The sequence below is a fragment of the Streptomyces sp. SID11385 genome (genome assembly GCF_010548245.1).
GTDB lineage: Bacteria > Actinomycetota > Actinomycetes > Streptomycetales > Streptomycetaceae > Streptomyces.
Genome location: NZ_JAAGLR010000746.1, coordinates 1 through 17,894 on the forward strand (window position 1 = coordinate 1; position 17,894 = coordinate 17,894).

Here is a 17,894-nt window from a genome sequence, read left to right on the forward strand (position 1 = left end):
CGTCGGCGCGGGCCGCGAGGGCGAGGAGGGCGGGGCCCCAGTCGGCGCCGGGCTCGGGCACGGGGACGGGGAGCCCGGCCGTACGGGCGCGCGCGGCGAGCTTCGCGGCGAGGGAGAGGGCGGGCTGCGCGAGGGGGATGCCCTCGGTGACGGAGGCGCGCTGCTTCTCGTCGGCCTTCGCGGCGAGCCACAGCGTGCGGACCTCTTCGGGGGTCTCGGGCGTCTCGACGCTTTCGTCGCCGAAGATGTGCGGGTGGCGGCGGATCAGCTTCTCGACGAGCGCGCCCGCGACGTCGTCGACGGAGAAGGGGTCCTCGGTGTCGTCCTCGGCGATACGGGAGTGGAAGACGACCTGGAGCAGGACGTCCCCCAGTTCCTCGCGCAGCTCGTGCCGGTCCCCGTCCTCGATCGCCTCGACCAGCTCGTAGACCTCTTCGAGCGCGTACTTCGCGAGACCTTCGTGGGTCTGGCGGCTCGACCAGGGGCAGTCGAGGCGGATCTGGTCCATGACCTGCACGAGGTCGATGAGGCGGGCGCCGGGCAGGTCGTACGAGGCGGGCAGCAGCTCCAGCTCGGGCATGGCGTGCCGCCCGGAGCCCGCGAGCGCGGCGAGGCGGTCGGTGAGCTTGTGCTCGTCGGCGCCCTCGCCCGCCACGACGACGACCGTGGAGCCGTCCGCGCAGGCCGCGACGAGTTCCTCGGCGGCCGGGACCACGGTCTCGACCGCGACCCCGGCCTCACGCAGGTACGGGAGCTGGGGGTGCTCCGGGTCCGCGCACAGCACGCGGGCCGCGCCGCGCAGGGTCTGCCAGGCGCGCCAGGACAGCAGCCCCGGCGCGACCCGGTGACTCGTGGTCAGCAGGACGATGCGACCGGTGCCCCTGCTGTTCCCGGGGCTGTCGGGGCGGTCTTCCGGGCCGTTTCCGTGGCTGGTTTCGTTCACCACGGCAACGTAACCCAGGCGGGGCCGCGTCCTCCGTCAGCCCTGCCCCGTTTCTGCGCCGGTGCCGTCGGCGGCACCCGCGTCGGCGCCCGCCGCCTCACCGGCCGGGGCACGGCTCACCTCGCGCAGCCACGCGGGGTGCGCGTCGGCGCGGGTGGCCTTGGCGGCGTCCCAGGTGCCGTAGCGCGGGTTGACGTCGACCTTGAGCTTCTTCGCGGTCGCGGCGAGCGTCTTGTCGACGGTCGCCTTGCCGTCGGGGCTCGACGGGTCGGCGCCCAGTGCCTCGTACAGCTTCTGCTCGGCGATGTTCTCGCGCAGGGCGTCGTCGAGGCGGGACGGCGGGACGCCGTAACGGGTGAGCCATTCGACCTTGAGGCCCTGCTCGCCGCCCGCCTGCTGGGTGAGCTGCGCGCGGGCGCTCTGCACCTCGGCGCGGCTGACGGTGACGCCGTGGTCGTCGGCGGCGCGGGCGACGACGCGGTCGCGCACCATGCCCTGGAGGGTCGGCCGGGCGAGGCTGCCGCTGCCCGAGATGATGCGCTCAGAGGTCTGCGCGTCGGAGCTGAGTTCCCGTACGGCGTCGTGGAGTTCGCCGACGCGGTGCTGTAGCTGCGCCTCGGTGATCCGGGTGCTGCCCACGACGGCGGCGGCGCCCGGGTGCGGGGTGCTGCCGCAGGCGCTGAGCAGCGGCGCGGCGGCGAGGGCGAGGGCGGACAGGGCGTATGCGGTGGAGCGGCGGTGCAAGGTGGGCCTCCCTGCGAGCAGTTTGTGCGTCGATGCACAAAGTCCGGGGTCGATCGTAGGAGGTGGCCGGGCGGAGGGCCACCACCTTGGAGCAACGAGTCGGGAGGGGGAGGCGGTACGGGGGTCTTCGGGGCGGTACGGGGGAGCTGCGGGGGCGGGAGGGGTACGGGGCGCCGCCCGCCGGGCGGCGCCCCCTGCCGTCAGCCGGTGATCGCGACCGGGCCGTCCCAGGCGCTGCGGTCCACCGTGATGGTGTAACTGCCGCGCTTCTCCTTGCTGTTGACCATGTACTGATGGCCGCGGCTGTGGTCCGTGTAGAGGCTCTTGGACCAGGGCCAGTCGCTCGTCGTGGTGTTGACCTTGTCCCACTTGGCGTACCAGAGGTTGCCGGGGAGGTCGGTGCGGTCCTTCGCGGTGGCGATCGCGGCGGCGCTGGAGCTGCTGAAGCCGTAGAAGCCGCCGCGGTAGATCTTGCCGCGCAGGGTCTTGGTGAAGGCGCGCGTGTAGGAGAGGACCGCCTTGGCGCAGGAGGCGTTCTTCGTGTCGTACGGCTCCATGTCGAGGAAGATCGGGCTCCCCTTCTTCATGCCGAGCGCGGCGGCCTTGGCGACCGCGTCGGCGCCGTCCTTCGCGCCGAGCGAGGCCGCGTTGGACGTCGTCATCTTCTCGGGGTTGGCGCTCTTCTGGCACGGGGGCTGCGCGCCCACGTACAGCGGGACGAGCTTCCAGCCCTGCTTGCTCACGGTCTTGACCCACGAGGCGGTGAGCTGCGGCTGCGCGCACCCGCGGTTCTTGCCGCCGATGTAGACGGCGGCGGCCCCGTAGAACCCGGTGTGCCACGCCTTCATCGCGGCGCTCGACGGCGCGGTGCACGTGTCGAAGGCGCGCCCCTTGAACGTCTTCTGCGCGGGCCACACCGTACTGGCCCCCGCCTGCGTCGCCGCGAAGACCCCCACCCCCGCGACAACGGCCGCACTCGTCCCGAGCGCGATCCACCGCCCCCGCTTCGACCGTCTGTGACTACCGCCCTGCTGCCCGGACTTGGCCATCTTTTTCCCCACCCTTGACGTACCTGACGAGATCACCCGCAACGCGAGCATCGCAAGATATCGCGCGGCGCGGCGGGCGTGTCGTGGGGTGGGGGGCCGGGGCGGGGAGTGCCTACGGGTACGGGCCCGGCACCGCCCCCGGCCTCACCTCGCCCGGAACCGGGCCGGGGCCTTCGTCGGGGCTGTGCCCTCGGGGAGTTTCTGGTCGGGGCAGGTGGTGAGGACCTTCTTCATCGCGGCCTTCTCGGCGGACGTGACCCACAGGCCGTACTTCGCCTTCACCGCGACCTGGCCCGCCACGTACGTGCAGCGGTAGCCCTTGTTGGCCGGGAGCCACGTCGCCGTGTCGCCGTCGCCCTTGCTGCGGTTGGGGCCCGCGCTCACCGCGAGGAGGTTGAGGGGGTCGTTGGCGAGGGCGATGCGCTTGCTGGGCTCCCACTTCGACGCGCCCTTCTGCCAGGCGTCGGAGAGGGAGACGAGGTGGTCGATGTCTATCTTGCTCGCGCCGCGCGTGAAGCGGACGTCGTCGCCGGAGTACGGGTCGTCGTTGAGGACGCCGCTGGCGATGACGCAGTCCCCCGTCTTGAACTTCACGTCCTTCAGGTCACGCTTGAGGACATCGTTGCGGGTGTCGCAGTGGTTGGAGTCCGTGTCGGCCCACGCGGTGCCGAACTTGTCGCGGTCGTAACCGGTCTTCGGAGCGCGGCCCTTGACCGTGAGCCCGTCCACGGCCTTGAGCGCCGAGCCCTCCGCGCCCCGCGCGGGCGCGCTCGCGGAGCCGCCGCCCTCGCCGGCGTCCGACACCTCGACGTCCTTGCACCCCGCCGCGCCGAGCAGCAGCCCGCCCAGCGCCACCGCGCCCACCACGCCACTCGCGCCCCGCCGCACCCCGTACCGCATCTCGCCACCCCTCGCCCGCCGCCGGTCCCTCCGGCCGCCCCCTCTGTGTACCCGGGCCCGGTGCCGGGATGCCCGGCGGGGTGGCGTACGCCCGGGGCGTACGGGAACCCGGCGGCCATGACGCCACGTCACGGGACCCCGTGTCCCCGCCCCCGCCCGTACCGCCGCCCCGCTTAAGGTCGCCTCCATGACTGTGCAACGGATGGACAACGTCGCCGTCGTCGTCGACGATCTCGCCGCGGCTGTCGCCTACTTCCTCGCGCTCGGCCTCGAACTGGAGGGCGAGGCGGAGATCGAGGGGCTTTTCGCGGACCACACCGTGGGGCTCGACGGCGTCCGCAGCGCCATCGCGATGATGCGGACCCCGGACGGCCGCAGCAAGGTGGAGCTGACCGCGTACCACCACCCGGCGGCGATCGAGGCCGGGCCGCCCGCGCCCAATACCCTCGGCCTGCACCGCATGATGTTCGCCGTGGACGACCTCGACGCGACGCTTGAGCGCCTGCGCCCGCACGGCGCCGAACTCCTCGGTCAGGTGGCCCGGTACGAGGACAGCTACCGCCTGTGCTACCTGCGCGGCCCGGCGGGCATCATCGTGGCGCTGGCCGAGCAGATCGGCTGAGGCGGGGCGGACGGCGGGCGGACGGGCGACGGGCGGGCGGGGCGGACGGGCGCCGGTACGGGACACGCGCCCCGTACCGCGAACCCGCCCCGCCCTCCCTCGCCCCTACGCCCCCTACGACCCCACGATCGACGTCAGGAACTCCCCCACCCACGCCAGCAGTTCCCTGTTCGCCAGCGGCTTCCCGCCGATCTTCGCCGTCTTCGGCCGCGGCACGAGCGCCGACTGCTGCGCCGCCTTGAGCACCGTGCCCGGGTAGAGCCGGTTGAGCCGCAGCTCCTGCGACTCGCGCAGCTCGGGCAGCGGCGCGAAGCGCACGTTGTTGCCCTGGAGGACGATCTCACCGACCCCGCACGCCCGCGCGAGCAGCCGCAGCCCGGCGACGAGCAGCAGGTTCTCGACGGGCTCGGGCAGCGGCCCGTACCGGTCGGTCAGCTCCTCCCGTACCGCCGTGATGTCCTCCTCGGAGGTGGCCGCGGCGATCGCGCGGTACGCCTGGAGGCGGAGGCGCTCGCCCGGCGCGTACTCGTGGGGGACGTGCGCGTCCACCGGGAGTTCGATCTTGACCTCGGGCGGCAGCTCCTCCTCGGCCGTCCCGTCGAGCTGCGCCCGGTAGTCGGCGACGGCCTCGCCGACCATCCGTACGTACAGGTCGAAGCCGACGCCCGCGATGTGCCCGGACTGCTCGCCGCCGAGCAGGTTGCCCGCGCCGCGGATCTCCAGGTCCTTCATCGCGACGTACATGCCCGCGCCCATCTCGGTGTGCTGCGCGATCGTCGCGAGTCGTTCGTGCGCGGTCTCGGTGAGCGGCTTCTCCGGCGGGTAGAGGAAGTACGCGTACCCGCGCTCGCGCCCGCGCCCGACCCGGCCGCGCAACTGGTGGAGCTGGGACAGCCCGAAGTTGTCGCCGCGCTCCACGATCAGGGTGTTGGCGTTCGAGATGTCGATGCCGGACTCCACGATCGTCGTGGAGACGAGCACGTCGAACTTCTTCTCCCAGAAGTCCACGACCACTTGTTCCAGGGCCTGTTCGCTCATCTGCCCGTGCGCGGTCGCGATGCGCGCCTCGGGCACGACGGCGCGCAGCCGTGCCGCCGCCCGGTCGATCGAGTCGACGCGGTTGTGGATGTAGAACACCTGGCCCTCGCGCAGGAGTTCGCGGCGGATCGCGGCGCCGATCTGCTTCTCGTCGTAGGGACCGACGAAGGTGAGGACGGGGTGCCGCTCCTCGGGCGGGGTGGTGATGGTGGACATCTCGCGGATGCCGGTGACGGCCATCTCCAGGGTGCGCGGGATCGGCGTCGCGGACATCGTCAGGACGTCGACGTTCGCGCGGAGCTTCTTCAGCTGCTCCTTGTGCTCGACGCCGAAGCGCTGCTCCTCGTCGACGATGACGAGCCCGAGGTCCTTGAACTTCGTCTCGGACGAGAAGAGCCGGTGCGTGCCGATGACGAGGTCGACGGACCCGTCCCGCAGCCCCTCCAGCGTCGCCTTCGACTCGGTGTCGGTCTGGAAGCGGGAGAGGGCGCGGATCGTGACGGGGAACTGCGCGTACCGCTCCGAGAACGTCGAGAAGTGCTGCTGCACGAGCAGCGTCGTCGGCACGAGGACGGCGACCTGCTTGCCCTCCTGGACGGCCTTGAAGGCGGCCCGTACCGCGATCTCCGTCTTGCCGTAGCCGACGTCGCCGCAGATCAGGCGGTCCATCGGGACCGTCTTCTCCATGTCGGACTTGACCTCGCTGATCGTGGTGAGCTGGTCGGGCGTCTCCGCGTACGGGAAGGCGTCCTCCAGTTCGCGCTGCCACGGCGTGTCGGGCCCGAAGGCGTGGCCGGGGGCGGCCATGCGCGCGGAGTAGAGCTTGATGAGGTCGGCGGCGATCTCCTTGACGGCCTTCTTGGCGCGCGCCTTCGTCTTCGTCCAGTCGGCGCCGCCGAGCCGGTGCAGCGTGGGGGCCTCGCCGCCCACGTACTTCGTGATCTGTTCGAGCTGGTCGGTCGGGATGTAGAGGCGGTCGCCGGGCTGGCCGCGCTTGGCTGGCGCGTACTCGACGACGAGGTATTCGCGCGTCGCGCCCTGCACCGTGCGCTGGACCATCTCGATGTAGCGGCCCACGCCGTGCTGCTCGTGGACGATGTAGTCGCCGGTCTCCAGGGTGAGCGGGTCGATGGACTTGCGGCGGCGCACCGGCATCCGGGCGCCTTCCTTGCCCGCCGCCTTCTGCCCGGAGAGGTCCGTCTCGGTGAGGACGGCGAGCTTGCGCGCCGGGTCGATGAAGCCGTGGTCGATGGAGCCGCAGGAGACGTGCACGACGGCGGGCGAGATCGCGCCGAGGTCGGGGTCGAGGCGGGCCGGGATGCCCTCGGTGCCGAGGACTTCGGCGGTACGGGACGCGGGGCCCTGGGCCTCCGTGACGTACACCGTGCGCCAGCCCTCGCTGACCCAGCGCTTCGTGTCGGCGAGGGCGCGCGCGGTGTCGCCGCGGTAGGTCTCGGGCGCGTGCATCGCGAGGCTGATCGTGTCGCCGTCCAGTTCCTCGTCCACGGCGAACGGCGAGACGGACCACCACGGCGTGCCGAGGTCGTGCACGGCGTGCTCGCGTACGTCGGCGAGCGACCACAGCGAGGCGGCGCCGACGTCGATGGGGGCCTCGCCGCCGGTCGCGGACGCGGCCCAGGAGGCTTGCAGGAACTCCTGGCTCGTCGCGACGAGGTCGGCGGCGCGGGTACGGACGCGCTCGGGGTCGCACACGAGGGTGAGCGAGCGCGCGGGCATGACGTCGAGCAGCAGTTCCATGTCGTCCACGAGGACGGGCGCGAGCGATTCCATGCCCTCGACGGCGATGCCCTCGGCGATCTTGCCGAGCAGTTCGTGCAGCTCGGGGTGTTCCTCGGCGAGCACGGCGGCGCGGCGGCGCACCTCGTCGGTGAGGAGGAGTTCGCGGCAGGGCGGGGCCCACAGGCCGTGCTCGGCGATCTCCAGGGACCGCTGGTCGGCGACCTTGAAGTAACGGACCTCCTCGACCTCGTCGCCCCAGAACTCCACGCGCAGCGGGTGTTCCTCGGTGGGCGGGAAGACGTCGAGGATGCCGCCGCGCACGGCGAACTCGCCGCGCTTCTCGACCAGCTCCACGCGCGCGTACGCGGCGGCGGCGAGCGCTTCGACGATCTCCTGGAGGTCGACGCTCTGCCCCTGCCTGAGCGCGACGGGCTCCAGGTCGCCGAGCCCCTTGACCTGCGGCTGGAGCACGGAGCGGATCGGCGCGACGACGACGGAGACGGGCCCGGCCTCGGGGTCGTCCGCGTCGGGGTGCGCGAGGCGGCGCAGCACGGCGAGGCGGCGGCCCACGGTGTCGGAACGGGGCGAGAGCCGCTCGTGCGGCAGCGTCTCCCAGGAGGGGAACTCGACGACGCCCTCGGCGGGGATGAGCGTACGGAGCGCGGCGGCCAGGTCCTCGGCCTCGCGGCCGGTCGCGGTGACGGCGAGGACGGTACGGCGCGCCTCGCGCGCGAGCGCGGCCACGACGAAGGGCCGCGCGGCGGGCGGCCCGACGACATCCGCCTGGGTGCGGTGCCCGTCGCCCGCGGCCTTGACCGCCTCGGCGAGCGCCGGGTCGTCGAGGACCGCGTCGAGAAGACCGTGCAGACTCATGAATGCCATCCGTCCTTGGCCGGGGTCCGAGCGTGGCCCGGGGGGTGTACGTGGCCCGGGAACAACGGCTCCGGGGCAGCCCGAAAGACCGGCACGGGATACGGGCCGGGGGTCTTCCAGCGTACGACGCGAGAGCGACGGACGGGCGGCGCGGTCACCCTCCGTGGGGGGATGGGCCGGGGCGGGTGACGACTTCCGGCGGGGGCCGGTGGCCCCCGGGCTCCCCCGCCTCCGGGTCCGACGCGCGTGTTCGCTTATGGACAGACAGCTGATCGCTGATCGACATCTCGCGTCTGCCCAGGTCGGGCGCCTTCTCCGTAGCGTCGACGTGGTGTGAGTCATCCTCTTGGAAAGGACCCTGACGCATGTGCGTTCACGGTGATGGTGAGGGAACGTCGCAGGAATTGGCGGGCCACAGCCGGCGAGGCTTTCTGCGCAGCACGGCACTGGCGAGTGCGGGTGTGGCGGCGGCGGGAGCCGGGGCGTTGACGCTCGGTGGAGCACCCGCGTACGCCGCCGGCGCCTCCGCCGTGTCCGGCGCCTCCACGGGGGGCCACTCGGACAGATGGAACCCTGATCCCGACTCCCTCCAGTTCACCTTCGCCGTCATGCCGGACACCCAGTTCCTGTACTGGGGCAGCCAGGACAGCGTGAACCGGACGCCGCAGGAGGAGTCGTTCCGCTACATCGTGAGGAACAGCGGTGGCACCGACAACATCGTGTTCATGTCGCACCTGGGTGATCTGACGCAGGACGCCGACGCGTCCTCGTTCGAGCAGGTCGACAGGGCCTTCGGCATCCTGGACGCGAAGGGTGCCGCGTACAGCGTGGTGGCCGGGAACCACGACGTGACCGGGGACGACACGCGGGGGGACACCCCGTATCTGCGGACGGTCGGCCCCCGGCGGTTCACGCGCGCGAAGTCCTTCGTCGGCGCGGACCGGACGGGCTACAACACGGCACACGTGTTCCGGGCCGCGGGACGCTCCTGGCTGGTGCTGGCCCTGGACTGGCGGACCACCGAGCAGGGCTTCGCGTGGGCCGACGGGATCATCAAGGCGCACCCCGGGATGCCGGTGATCCTCACGGCGCACGACATCGTCGCCCCGGAATACGACGACAACGTCTTTCCCTACGAGTCGGGGGACCCGGAGAACAACGCCACGCTCTCCGCGTACGGGCAGACCGTCTGGGACAAGCTGATCGCGGACAACGACCAGATCTTCCTGACCCTCAACGGCCACTACTGGCCGTCCGGCCGTACGACGAGGAAGAACGCGCACGGCAATGACGTGCACCTGCACATCGCCAACTACCAGAACCGCTTCTTCGGCGGCGGCGGCATGATCCGCCTGTACCACTTCGATCTGGCCCGCGACACGATCGACGTCGAGACGATCAACCCGTGGATTCTGGCGCAGAGGCCGGAGTCCCGCAGCAAGCTGGCGGCGCAGCACGCGCGCGTCACGGGCCCGGTCGACAACTTCTCGGTCCCGATCGACTTCGAGAAGCGCTTCTCCGGCTTCATCCCCGTCCCGGTCCGCCCCGCGCGCCCTGCGGGCACACAGCTGATCAAGGGCACGGTGGCGTACTGGCGCTTCGACGGACAGGGCGCACCGGGCACCGCGCTCAAGGAGGGCCAGAAGATCCGCGACCTCTCCGGCAAGGGCAACGACCTGTCGGTGGTGACCGTGCCCGGCACGGCCGCCGACGCGCTGACCTGGTCCGACGACCACCACCCGGACCAGCCGGCGCACGCCAGCCTGACGTTCTCCGGCGGCAGGAGCCCGGTCAACGGCTCGTACCTCACCACGGCGGCCGGAGCCCCCCTGAACAGGGAGACTTTCAAGGGCGGGTACACGATCGAGACGTTCGTGCGGATGCCGCTGGACTGGGACGCCGGGAGGAACGGCAACGCGTCGGTGCTCAGCCGCCGGGGTGCCGCCAAGAACGCCGGCAAGCACGGTGAGAACACCGACCCGAACGAGCCCCTGGCCCAGTTGGCCATCACCAACAACGGCCGCGAAGTGCAGTTCAACCACTACGCGTTGAACAACACCTACCCGACCACCAACTGGAGCCACGGCCTGGCGGAGCTGCGGTGGTGGCACGTCGCGGTGGTCAACGACGGCCGCCGCACGAGGCTGTACGTCGAGGGCTCCCCGGTCGCCGACGACCCGCGGCGGCTGTCGCACGGCCTCACCTCGCTGGGACTGCCGTGGCTGGTGGGCGGCCACGAGTACGACGGCGCGATCGACGTCGTCTTCCACGGCGGCATCGGTGAGATCCGGATCGTGAACCGGCCCCTGTCGCAGGGCGAGTTCCTGACGGCCGACGACCGGGAGGGCGGACACCGAGGGTGAGCGGGCAGGCCCTCGGACGGTGTTTCCCTGGACGCGGTCCGTCCCGTCGTGGATTCTCTACGGGTGACAGATACGACGGGTAACTCACCCTGGACCAAGGGCATTAGCGCCATCACGCTGTTCGTCGGCGATCTCGGTGCCACGAAGCGGTTCTACCGGGAGGTCTTCGGGCTGCCCGTGGCCTTCGAGGACGGGAACTCGGCTGTCTTCGAGTTCGGGAACACCCTCATCAATCTGCTGCGGGACACCGAGGCCCCCGCGCTGATCGGGCCCGCGCGCGTCGCCGCGCCCGAGTCCGGGTCGCGGCTCCAGCTCACGCTGCCCGTCGACGACGTGGACGCCATGTGCCAGGAGCTGAAGGCGCGCGGCGTCACGTTGCTCAACGGGCCCGTCGACCGGCCCTGGGGGATTCGCACGGCCAGCTTCCGGGACCCGGGTGGGCACATCTGGGAGATCGCCAAGTAGCCCCGTCGTCCAGCGTCCAGCCGCCCTCACGCTCCCGGACGGCTCGTCCGTACCGGGAGACGGGGCGGCCGGGCCTCGCCCTCCAGGTGGGTGATCTCGTGGTGGATCAGGCGGGAGAGGGGCGGGGTGTAGGTCGCCGTGAGGGGGTGGCCGGTCAGGGTCGTGGTCTCCACCGTGATCTCGCGGGGGCGGCGGACCGGGGTACGGGCGGCGGGCCGGCTCGGGCACGTCTCGTAGCTCTCGTCCGTCTCGGCCGAGGCCCCCGTGACACGGGGGTTCAGCAGGACCACCGCCGGGGCGCCCCACGGCGGCTGCACCAGCGCCGCCGCGCGCGGCACGCCGATCTGCGGCGCCGACAGCCCCACCCCCTCCGGGAACGCGAACGCCCGCAACACGCGATCGAGCGTCGCCTCGATCGCCCGCACCGTCCTCATCGCCTCCTCCCTCTCCCCCGGCAGGTCGAACGGCCGCGCCGTCACCGCCAGTTCCGGCGCACCCTCCAGCAACACCCCCGCCTCCCGCATCCGTTCCGCCCCCGGCGACGCCGGTTCCTCCACGACGCACCGGCCCGGATGCCCGTCGTACAGCCCGCACCGCTCCCCGCGCCCGCACGGCGGCAGCAACCTCGCCTGGTACGGCGGCATTTCGCGCGTGAACGTCACCCACACCGCCCCCTCCCTCAACTCCCGCACCTTCCCCATGTGTTCGACGCCCTCGTGCGCCTCCAGCGCGCACCGCGTCCGGCTCGCCGGTTCCCCGCCCAGCGTGTGGATACTCAGCCGCTTCGCGAAGATCCGCATCAAGTGCGGTACGTCCGTCTCCGCGTCGCACCGCGCGGGCGCCAGGGCCGGGCCGGGCAGGGTCATGTCACTCATCGGGGCTCCAGGTTTCCGTTCACTCGCTTCGGCCGGTACGGGCACCGGCACGGCGGCCAGCTCCAACCACGCACCACCCACGTCCGGGAACCGCGCCCCGAACGACCCCCCGCCCGCCAGCAGTTCGGCCACCGCCGTCTGCCGTCCCCCGTCCTCCGCCCACTCCCGCAACGCCGTCGGCGCGTCCGGTCCCGGCGCGTACGTCGGCCGTACGAGGCCGCGCGGCGCCCACCGCGTACGCGGTCCCGGGTCGAGCCGCACCGCGAGCCGCAACGCCGTCGCCCGCAGCCACGCCCCGCACTCCCCCGCGTCCCGCACCTCCCCCGCAGCGAGCAGCCACGCCCCGCGCGCGTCCCCGCCCCTGGCCCATACGGCGAAGCCCCGCACGGCCCGCCCCACGGGCCGCTCCGGACGGCCGTCCACCACCGTCACCGCCCGCCCCCGGAGCCCCGCACCGCCCCCGCGCCCGCCCTGTGCGGGTGCCGTTTGCGCAGGACGCGGCAGTCCGTCTCGGCCGAGTAGTCACCCCGCGCACGCGCGGCCCGCTCCTCGCGCAGCAGTTCGAGACACCTGGGGCAGTCCGTGGCCGAAAGCCCGGAACGACACTGTGCGGCTGTGTTCATGCCTCTACAGTGCGTCACCAGGGCGGGACTCCATAGCCAAAACCCCATGAAGGCAGGGGTAGCCCGATTCCTGCGGGGGGAGCATTATTCAAATCGCAGATAGGAGAGGGGAGTTAGCACGCGTGAGCGAATCCTCTCGGCGAAGCAGGGCGATTGCCGCCTTCGCCGAAGAAGTACGGAGCCAGCGGCAGCATTTGGGGCTTAGTCAAACGGCATATGCCAATTTGCTGGTCTTCTCACAGCCGCTGGTTTCGAAAGTCGAACGGGGCGAGGTTCCGGCTAGTCCGGAGTTCGCGCGGGCGATGGACAAGGCGGGGAAGACCGGTGGGGTGTACGTCCGGCTGCATGGCGAGTTGTTCCGCCAGGACTACCCGGACTGGTTCAAGCCGTATGCGGATCTTGAGCAGGATGCGGCGGCGATAGTGAACTTCAGCCCGAGCCTGCTTGTGGGGCTCGTGCAGACGGAGTCATACGCGGCAGCCGTCTTCCGCGCGGGGCACCCGACGGAGACGGTGGACGAGATCAGAGCGCGCGTCGAACTCCGAGTCCAGCGGCAGGAGATCCTCAACCGGGCCCATCCTCCTCGGCTTTGGATGGTGGTGACAGAGGGAGTGCTCCGGATGGGCGTCGGCGGCGCCGAGGTCATGGGTGAGCAACTCACCTATCTCGCAGACCTTGCCGAGCGCCCCAACATCACGATCCAGGTCCTCCGGGTGAGGGATGGCGCACCACCCGCGCATCTGCCGTTCACGCTCCTCACCGTGGACGGTCAACAGGTGGTCTACTCGGAATCATGGGTCGGCGGTGGTTCAGTGGATAAGTCACCCGAGGCAATCGCAAAGACAGCCGCAGTGTGTGATCATCTCCGCATGACGGCGGCGTCCGCCCAGGATTCGCTGGACCTACTCCGCAGCATGGCAAAGCAACAAGGAGCAGACGAATGACGAAGAATTCCGTTCGAACGTGGACCAAGAGCAGCTACAGCGGCGCCGACAACGGGGATTGCGTCGAAATCGCGTTCGGCGAGCCTGTCATTCCCGTCCGCGACAGCAAGCGTGCCGAGTCCGGCCCCGTGGTTGAATTCGGTCGTGAGGCGTTCGCCGCCTTCCTCGGGTCCGTGACGACGGACCGTTAAGACGTCGCGTGACTGCCACTTCCCCCCCTCGGTGGCAACCCCTCCACGCGACCCCGAAGCCCGCCGTGCTCCCCGGACCAGGGAGCGCGGCGGGCTTCGCCTCGCGTGCGGGTGGGCAGGCTCCAGGCCCGTACGAGAGACGAGGGAGCGCCCCGATGACGAACCAGACGCGCAGGTGGGTCAAGAGCAGCTACAGCGGTGCGGACAACGGCAATTGCGTCGAAATCGCGGTCGGCGAGACGGCCGTACCCGTACGCGACAGCAAGCGGGCAGAGCAGAGCCCCGTGATCGCGTTCGGCCGCGAAGCATTCACCGCCTTCCTCGGCTCCGTCACGAACAACCGCTGAGACACCACCCCCACGCGAACCCGAAGCCCGCCGCGCCCGCCCCCGGGCCCGGCGGGCTTCGCGGTACGCCCGGCTGGGCAGGCTCCTAGCCCGTACGCGAGACGAGGGAGCAACCCCATGACGAACCAGACACGCGAGTGGGTCAAGAGCAGCTACAGCGGCGCCGACAACGGCAATTGCGTCGAGATCGCGTTCGGAGAGGCGGCCGTGCCCGTACGCGACAGCAAGCGGGCCGGGGAAGGCCCCGTGGTCGCGTTCGGGCGGGAGGCGTTCGGAAGGTTCCTGGACTCCGTACGGACGGCCTGAGCGGACGCTGGCCGCGCGGCCAACTGCCGTGCGCCGCCGCTGCGGTCAGCTCGCCGGCGCCTTGTCGGTGCGGCGGTGGGAGAGGAGCCAGTCGTAGAGGGCGGGGTCGTCGTAGGTGGCGGTCCAGGAGTCGTGGCCGACGCCCGGGTAGCGCGTGAAACGGACGTCGGCGCCGAGGGCTTCGAGGGCCGTCACGATCTCCTCGGAGTGGCGGATCGGGACGACGTCGTCCTCTTCCCCGTGAAACGCCCAGACGGGCACGTCACGGATGGGATCGGGGCTTTGCAGCCACAGGCCGCCGCAGACGGGGGCGACGGCGGCGAAGCGCTCGGGGTAGCGGACGGCGAGGCTCCAGGTGGCGTAGCCGCCCATGCTCAGGCCCGTGACGTAGATACGCGAGGGATCGATGCGGTACTCGGCCTCGACCTCGTCCAACAACCGCGCGAGCATGGTGACTTCGGGAACCCACTGACTCGACGCGGGACACTGCGGGGAGGCGACGACGAAGGGGAACTCGCGCCCGCCCTCGGCCAGTTTGGGTATCCCGTGGCTCGTGACCGCCTCCAGGTCGACGCCGCGTTCGCCCGCGCCGTGCAGGAACAGCACGAGCGGCCACGTACGGGCCGGATCGGCGTCGTACTCCTCCGGCAGGTGGAGCAGGTACGACAGCACATCGGCCGGAGCGGCCTCGCCCTCGACCACCTCGTGCCGACGCGCGGCGGGGACGACCTTGCGCAACTTCCGCATCACATGTACCTCCATCGGGTGAACCGGCGGCCCGGGTCGGCCGGCCGGGACCGGTCCATCCTGCCGCTCCGCACGGTGGAAGAGGACGTCCGGAGCGGAAGGCTCCCGCGGATCGACCCGCACCGCGGATCGCACAGACATATGATCGCGAGCCCGAGTCCACCCCCGCACAGGGAGGCACCACGATGCCGAAGGCTCTGCCCGGGCCGCTGTCACTCCGTCCCGTGCGCGAGGGGGACCTGCCCCTGCTGTACGAGATGCAGCTCGACGAGGAGGCCCGGCGCCTCGCCGCGTTCGTCAGCGAGGAGACCCGGGACGGCGCGGCGTTCGTGGCGAAGCACCGGAAGATCCTGGCGGACCCGGCGATCACGTTCCGGGGTGTGGAGGTGGCCGGCGAACTGGTGGGCAGCGCGGCCGTGTTCCCGATCGAGCAGGACATCGAGCTGGCGTACTGGGTCCGCAGGGACCTGTGGGGGCGAGGCGTGGCGACCGCCGCCGTCGCCGCGCTGCTGAAGGAGGTCACGGCGCGGCCGGTGCACGCGCGGGTCGTCGCGGACAACCCGGGCTCGGTGCGGGTCCTGGAGCGCAACGGGTTCGTACGGATCGGCAGCGAGGACTCGTACGCGGACGGGCGCGGAGCCACGGTCACCGAACTGGTCCTCCGGCTCGACGACCCGCGCTGAGACCGGCGTTGTCGGAGGGGCCGTCCACACTGGCCCGCATGAACTCGGTGACCGCGCACGACTACGCCTGGATTCGCACCTCGCCGTTCTTCCGGCACGCGCAGGAGGTGGGGTACACGCTCACGCTGATACGGGGGCGGACCCCGGAGGAGGTGCTGCGCGCGGCGCAGGCGGAGCCGCGCGGCAGCGGGAACGGCACTGACGGGCTGATCGACGCGGAGAACGCGCACCGCGACGAGAGCGACGACGTGTGGGACGAGTCCTACGTCGTCGGCGCCTTCAGCACTGAGGGCGCGGGCGGCGACTGGACACTCGTCCTCGGCTACGACGGTGGCCTGGGGCTCGGGGACGCGTGCGTCCAGGCGTTGTCGCTGGGCGGCCGGATCGTCGTGCACTCGACCAACGGCGGCAAGCCCATCGACCTCTTCCAGTGGTACGAGGACGGCGCGCTGCGCACGGTCTTCGAGTGGGCCCTCTGGCGCGACGGCAGCACCCCCGACGCGCTCCTCCCCGAGCTGCGCGAGGTCGGCTTCCCGCTGACGCCGGAAGGCGAGCACGACGAGGACGCCCCGGACGTCGACGGCAAGGCGGCCGTCCTCGCCCTGGCCGAGCGCCTCACGGGCGTACGCCTCACCGAATCGCTTCTCGGCGACGCCACGTACACGCTCGGACTCGTCCCCGAACAGCCCGCCGAGGAGTGGTCCGAGCTGATCATCGACATCACCGACGCGCACGGCGAGCGCCTGTACAAGAAGTGGACGTACGAGGAGGTCGCCGCGGCCTCGGAGCGCGCACGAAGGCAGGCGAACGGGCCCGCGCAACTGCCGTGAGAGCGGCACGAGTCGCCCGCAGCCCGTGCCAAGCGGCAAGCGGCAAGCGGCCACGGCCGACCCGTCAGTTACCGACCCGCGCGCGCCCCGCGTCCTTCCGCACCAGCCACAACGACCGACGTACGAGTGCCAGGCCGGCCAGCACCGCCGGCACGCGGACGGCCTCCCACGTGGCGGTTTCCGCCGAGGCCACCGAGAGGACCTTCACCGTTCTCATTCACATACGAACCGTGAAGGTTGCGTCTGCCCCCCAGACCGAAACGCGCATTTCGGATGCCCGGGGGTCTGCCGTGGCCATTGCAACGAGCCTGCCGTCTGGCCCGTCGAGAAACTGTTGGCCAATGTCACCAGCCAGCACTTCCTGACCTTGGCGGAAGCTGGCAGCAATTGGACTGTCGACGTCACGCCACTTCGGCGGCGTTTCTCCCTGCGTAAGCAGTCCTGTCACACAGAAAAGGCCAGCGCTCGACTGGATGACCCCGCCATGCCAGACAATCGCCTCATCTCCGGTGTGGAGAATTTCGGGAGCCCTCCGGTAACGAAGGTCCGCATTTCCGTCATCCTGCTCGACGAACCACGCCCTGAAGGTTTTCTTCAGCGCCGGCACATGAACTACAAGAAGCCAATCCTGTTCGGGGTCGAGCAGCTCATCAGGGCCAACATAATGGGCGTAATGAGCCCTGGGCGTCGAAACCTCCAGGGGCAGAAGCAGGATGCCGCTAGAGGAGTTTCTGGCGAAAACCGCAGCAATGAAGACCGATCCCCAGGGGGCATCATCGTCGTGCAGTACCTTCGCCAGATGCCGCCTGGTCTCGCCCTCGACGCACACGGTGAACTCGGCCCCTGCGGGGCCGGCCGTTGTCGCGAGCCAGCACATAAGTCCAGGAGCCGGGGTGCCAAGGAGGCGAAGGGTCGACTTTCCTAGTTGCTGCAATGCAGTCAAGCCCTCTCGCCCCCCGTCCCTCGTCTTGCGGCGTTACCACTCAAGAAGGTCCACCACGCGGGTGCAGTGTGGGTCGTCAGAGTCCTGCTGGCGCTCTGGTTCCTCAACCAGCGACGGAAGCGCTGCCAGGAGAGATGTCATATGTTTGCCGACCTTCACGTCGGCACCGATCACTTCACGCACATCACGGCCCGAGACATACATCCTCAAGGTCTCAGGTCCCATAAGGAGAAATCCCCGAACGGCAGGGCTGGGCGGTTCATCCACATAGGGCTCCGCCAAGGCTTGCAGGAATTCGGTGGCGCGCTCCTCGTGGGATTCTTCACCCGCCCGGAGAGCACTCCCCCTAAGGGATACCACGGTCATGCCGAGCGCCGAACTCACTTCACTGTTGCTGTAAAACTGGGTGCCAGCCGCATGGCGCATCACGATCCTTAGCATTTCACCTGCGGATCGGACGCCTTTGCTCTTCTTGATGGGAATTTCATAAGCGATGTATGCGGACAAGTCATACTCACCGTGAATGCTGACTGCGACCCGTACTACGGGATCAGGCCGCACGACGGGCAGGACACCACGCACGAACACATCGCTTACCACTGGCACCACAGCATAGGGGAGGAAGTGCCTCACCGCATCGCATTGCGCTTCCTCCACAGCTTCCGGAT

At 70.6% G+C, this 17,894-nt stretch carries 19 protein-coding genes; 9 read left to right on the top strand and 10 right to left on the bottom strand.

Translation table 11 applies throughout. The features are described 5' to 3' along the window. From G3I42_RS22500 to G3I42_RS22515, 4 genes are all read right to left on the bottom strand, one after another. On the bottom strand, window positions 1-946 hold a 946-nt coding region (locus G3I42_RS22500), incomplete at its 3' end, for a MazG family protein (RefSeq protein ID WP_164288682.1). Between the two features lie 33 nt (window positions 947-979). Then, window positions 980-1,687 carry a SurA N-terminal domain-containing protein gene (locus G3I42_RS22505; protein WP_203607172.1) on the bottom strand — a complete coding sequence of 236 codons (708 nt, stop codon included), beginning with the start codon at window positions 1,685-1,687 and terminating at the stop codon, window positions 980-982. 200 nt (window positions 1,688-1,887) lie between these two features. Further along, a complete protein-coding gene (locus G3I42_RS22510; protein ID WP_164288684.1) occupies window positions 1,888-2,736 on the bottom strand; it encodes a glycoside hydrolase domain-containing protein in 849 nt (282 codons plus the stop codon). 144 nt (window positions 2,737-2,880) lie between these two features. Next, on the bottom strand, window positions 2,881-3,636 hold the full coding sequence (locus G3I42_RS22515; RefSeq protein WP_164288686.1) for an HNH endonuclease family protein: 756 nt from the start codon (window positions 3,634-3,636) through the stop codon (window positions 2,881-2,883). A 187-nt stretch (window positions 3,637-3,823) separates the two neighbouring features. Between G3I42_RS22515 and G3I42_RS22520 the strand changes: the two genes are divergently transcribed. Continuing rightward, window positions 3,824-4,258, top strand: coding sequence for a VOC family protein (locus tag G3I42_RS22520; protein ID WP_203607173.1), 435 nt, complete (start codon window positions 3,824-3,826; stop codon window positions 4,256-4,258). A 114-nt stretch (window positions 4,259-4,372) separates the two neighbouring features. Here G3I42_RS22520 and mfd read toward each other — a convergent pair whose 3' ends face one another. Then, window positions 4,373-7,909: a transcription-repair coupling factor gene (mfd, locus tag G3I42_RS22525; RefSeq protein WP_164288688.1), complete on the bottom strand. Its 3,537-nt coding sequence runs from the start codon at window positions 7,907-7,909 to the stop codon at window positions 4,373-4,375. Between the two features lie 608 nt (window positions 7,910-8,517). Between mfd and G3I42_RS22530 the strand changes: the two genes are divergently transcribed. Continuing rightward, entirely contained in the window at window positions 8,518-10,272 is a 1,755-nt protein-coding gene (locus tag G3I42_RS22530; protein ID WP_343244629.1) for a LamG-like jellyroll fold domain-containing protein, read from the top strand. 63 nt (window positions 10,273-10,335) lie between these two features. Next, complete coding sequence (locus G3I42_RS22535) at window positions 10,336-10,737, top strand: VOC family protein (protein WP_343244630.1); 402 nt, start codon at window positions 10,336-10,338, stop codon at window positions 10,735-10,737. Between the two features lie 26 nt (window positions 10,738-10,763). On the opposite strand, the gene G3I42_RS22540 is transcribed toward G3I42_RS22535, so the two are convergent. Continuing rightward, a complete protein-coding gene (locus G3I42_RS22540) occupies window positions 10,764-12,044 on the bottom strand; it encodes a peptide deformylase (RefSeq protein ID WP_343244631.1) in 1,281 nt (426 codons plus the stop codon). Then, window positions 12,041-12,235, bottom strand: coding sequence for a hypothetical protein (locus G3I42_RS22545; protein WP_164288692.1), 195 nt, complete (start codon window positions 12,233-12,235; stop codon window positions 12,041-12,043). The genes G3I42_RS22540 and G3I42_RS22545 overlap by 4 nt, the downstream gene beginning before the upstream one ends. Before the next feature lie 122 nt (window positions 12,236-12,357). Between G3I42_RS22545 and G3I42_RS22550 the strand changes: the two genes are divergently transcribed. The 4 genes from G3I42_RS22550 to G3I42_RS22565 all read left to right on the top strand — a co-directional run bounded on the left by G3I42_RS22550 (window position 12,358) and on the right by G3I42_RS22565 (window position 14,023). After that, window positions 12,358-13,179 (top strand): helix-turn-helix transcriptional regulator, encoded by an 822-nt coding sequence (locus G3I42_RS22550; protein ID WP_164288694.1) that lies wholly within the window; start codon window positions 12,358-12,360, stop codon window positions 13,177-13,179. Then, a complete protein-coding gene (locus G3I42_RS22555; protein ID WP_164288696.1) occupies window positions 13,176-13,370 on the top strand; it encodes a DUF397 domain-containing protein in 195 nt (64 codons plus the stop codon). The genes G3I42_RS22550 and G3I42_RS22555 overlap by 4 nt, the downstream gene beginning before the upstream one ends. A 155-nt stretch (window positions 13,371-13,525) precedes the next feature. Beyond that, a complete protein-coding gene (locus G3I42_RS22560) occupies window positions 13,526-13,717 on the top strand; it encodes a DUF397 domain-containing protein (RefSeq protein ID WP_164288698.1) in 192 nt (63 codons plus the stop codon). Window positions 13,718-13,834: 117 nt separating this feature from the next. Continuing rightward, window positions 13,835-14,023, top strand: coding sequence for a DUF397 domain-containing protein (locus G3I42_RS22565; protein WP_164288700.1), 189 nt, complete (start codon window positions 13,835-13,837; stop codon window positions 14,021-14,023). Between the two features lie 45 nt (window positions 14,024-14,068). Here the strand turns inward: G3I42_RS22565 and G3I42_RS22570 are convergent, their stop codons facing one another. Further along, on the bottom strand, window positions 14,069-14,770 hold the full coding sequence (locus G3I42_RS22570) for a PHB depolymerase family esterase (protein ID WP_164288734.1): 702 nt from the start codon (window positions 14,768-14,770) through the stop codon (window positions 14,069-14,071). 185 nt (window positions 14,771-14,955) lie between these two features. On the opposite strand from G3I42_RS22570, the gene G3I42_RS22575 reads away from it, so the two are divergent. Then, complete coding sequence (locus tag G3I42_RS22575; RefSeq protein ID WP_203607174.1) at window positions 14,956-15,453, top strand: GNAT family N-acetyltransferase; 498 nt, start codon at window positions 14,956-14,958, stop codon at window positions 15,451-15,453. A gap of 38 nt (window positions 15,454-15,491) precedes the next feature. Beyond that, window positions 15,492-16,283, top strand: coding sequence for a DUF6461 domain-containing protein (locus G3I42_RS22580; protein WP_164288702.1), 792 nt, complete (start codon window positions 15,492-15,494; stop codon window positions 16,281-16,283). Between the two features lie 217 nt (window positions 16,284-16,500). On the opposite strand, the gene G3I42_RS22585 is transcribed toward G3I42_RS22580, so the two are convergent. Then, complete coding sequence (locus G3I42_RS22585) at window positions 16,501-17,160, bottom strand: hypothetical protein (RefSeq protein ID WP_164288704.1); 660 nt, start codon at window positions 17,158-17,160, stop codon at window positions 16,501-16,503. 99 nt (window positions 17,161-17,259) lie between these two features. Beyond that, window positions 17,260-17,883, bottom strand: a complete 624-nt coding sequence (locus G3I42_RS22590; protein ID WP_164288706.1) for a hypothetical protein — start codon at window positions 17,881-17,883, stop codon at window positions 17,260-17,262. Between the last annotated feature and the right edge of the window lie 11 nt (window positions 17,884-17,894).

Bases quoted from the DNA above. Each gene is read 5' to 3' on its own strand.
- G3I42_RS22510 (WP_164288684.1), bottom strand. From the start codon at position 2,736: ATGGCCAAGTCCGGGCAGCAGGGCGGTAGTCACAGACGGTCGAAGCGG.
- G3I42_RS22515 (WP_164288686.1), bottom strand. From the start codon at position 3,636: ATGCGGTACGGGGTGCGGCGGGGCGCGAGTGGCGTGGTGGGCGCGGTG.
- G3I42_RS22520 (WP_203607173.1), top strand. From the start codon at position 3,824: ATGACTGTGCAACGGATGGACAACGTCGCCGTCGTCGTCGACGATCTC.
- mfd (WP_164288688.1), bottom strand. From the start codon at position 7,909: ATGAGTCTGCACGGTCTTCTCGACGCGGTCCTCGACGACCCGGCGCTC.
- G3I42_RS22530 (WP_343244629.1), top strand. From the start codon at position 8,518: ATGCCGGACACCCAGTTCCTGTACTGGGGCAGCCAGGACAGCGTGAAC.
- G3I42_RS22545 (WP_164288692.1), bottom strand. From the start codon at position 12,235: ATGAACACAGCCGCACAGTGTCGTTCCGGGCTTTCGGCCACGGACTGC.
- G3I42_RS22555 (WP_164288696.1), top strand. From the start codon at position 13,176: ATGACGAAGAATTCCGTTCGAACGTGGACCAAGAGCAGCTACAGCGGC.
- G3I42_RS22560 (WP_164288698.1), top strand. From the start codon at position 13,526: ATGACGAACCAGACGCGCAGGTGGGTCAAGAGCAGCTACAGCGGTGCG.
- G3I42_RS22565 (WP_164288700.1), top strand. From the start codon at position 13,835: ATGACGAACCAGACACGCGAGTGGGTCAAGAGCAGCTACAGCGGCGCC.
- G3I42_RS22570 (WP_164288734.1), bottom strand. From the start codon at position 14,770: ATGCGGAAGTTGCGCAAGGTCGTCCCCGCCGCGCGTCGGCACGAGGTG.
- G3I42_RS22575 (WP_203607174.1), top strand. From the start codon at position 14,956: ATGCCGAAGGCTCTGCCCGGGCCGCTGTCACTCCGTCCCGTGCGCGAG.
- G3I42_RS22580 (WP_164288702.1), top strand. From the start codon at position 15,492: ATGAACTCGGTGACCGCGCACGACTACGCCTGGATTCGCACCTCGCCG.
- G3I42_RS22585 (WP_164288704.1), bottom strand. From the start codon at position 17,160: ATGTGCTGGCTCGCGACAACGGCCGGCCCCGCAGGGGCCGAGTTCACC.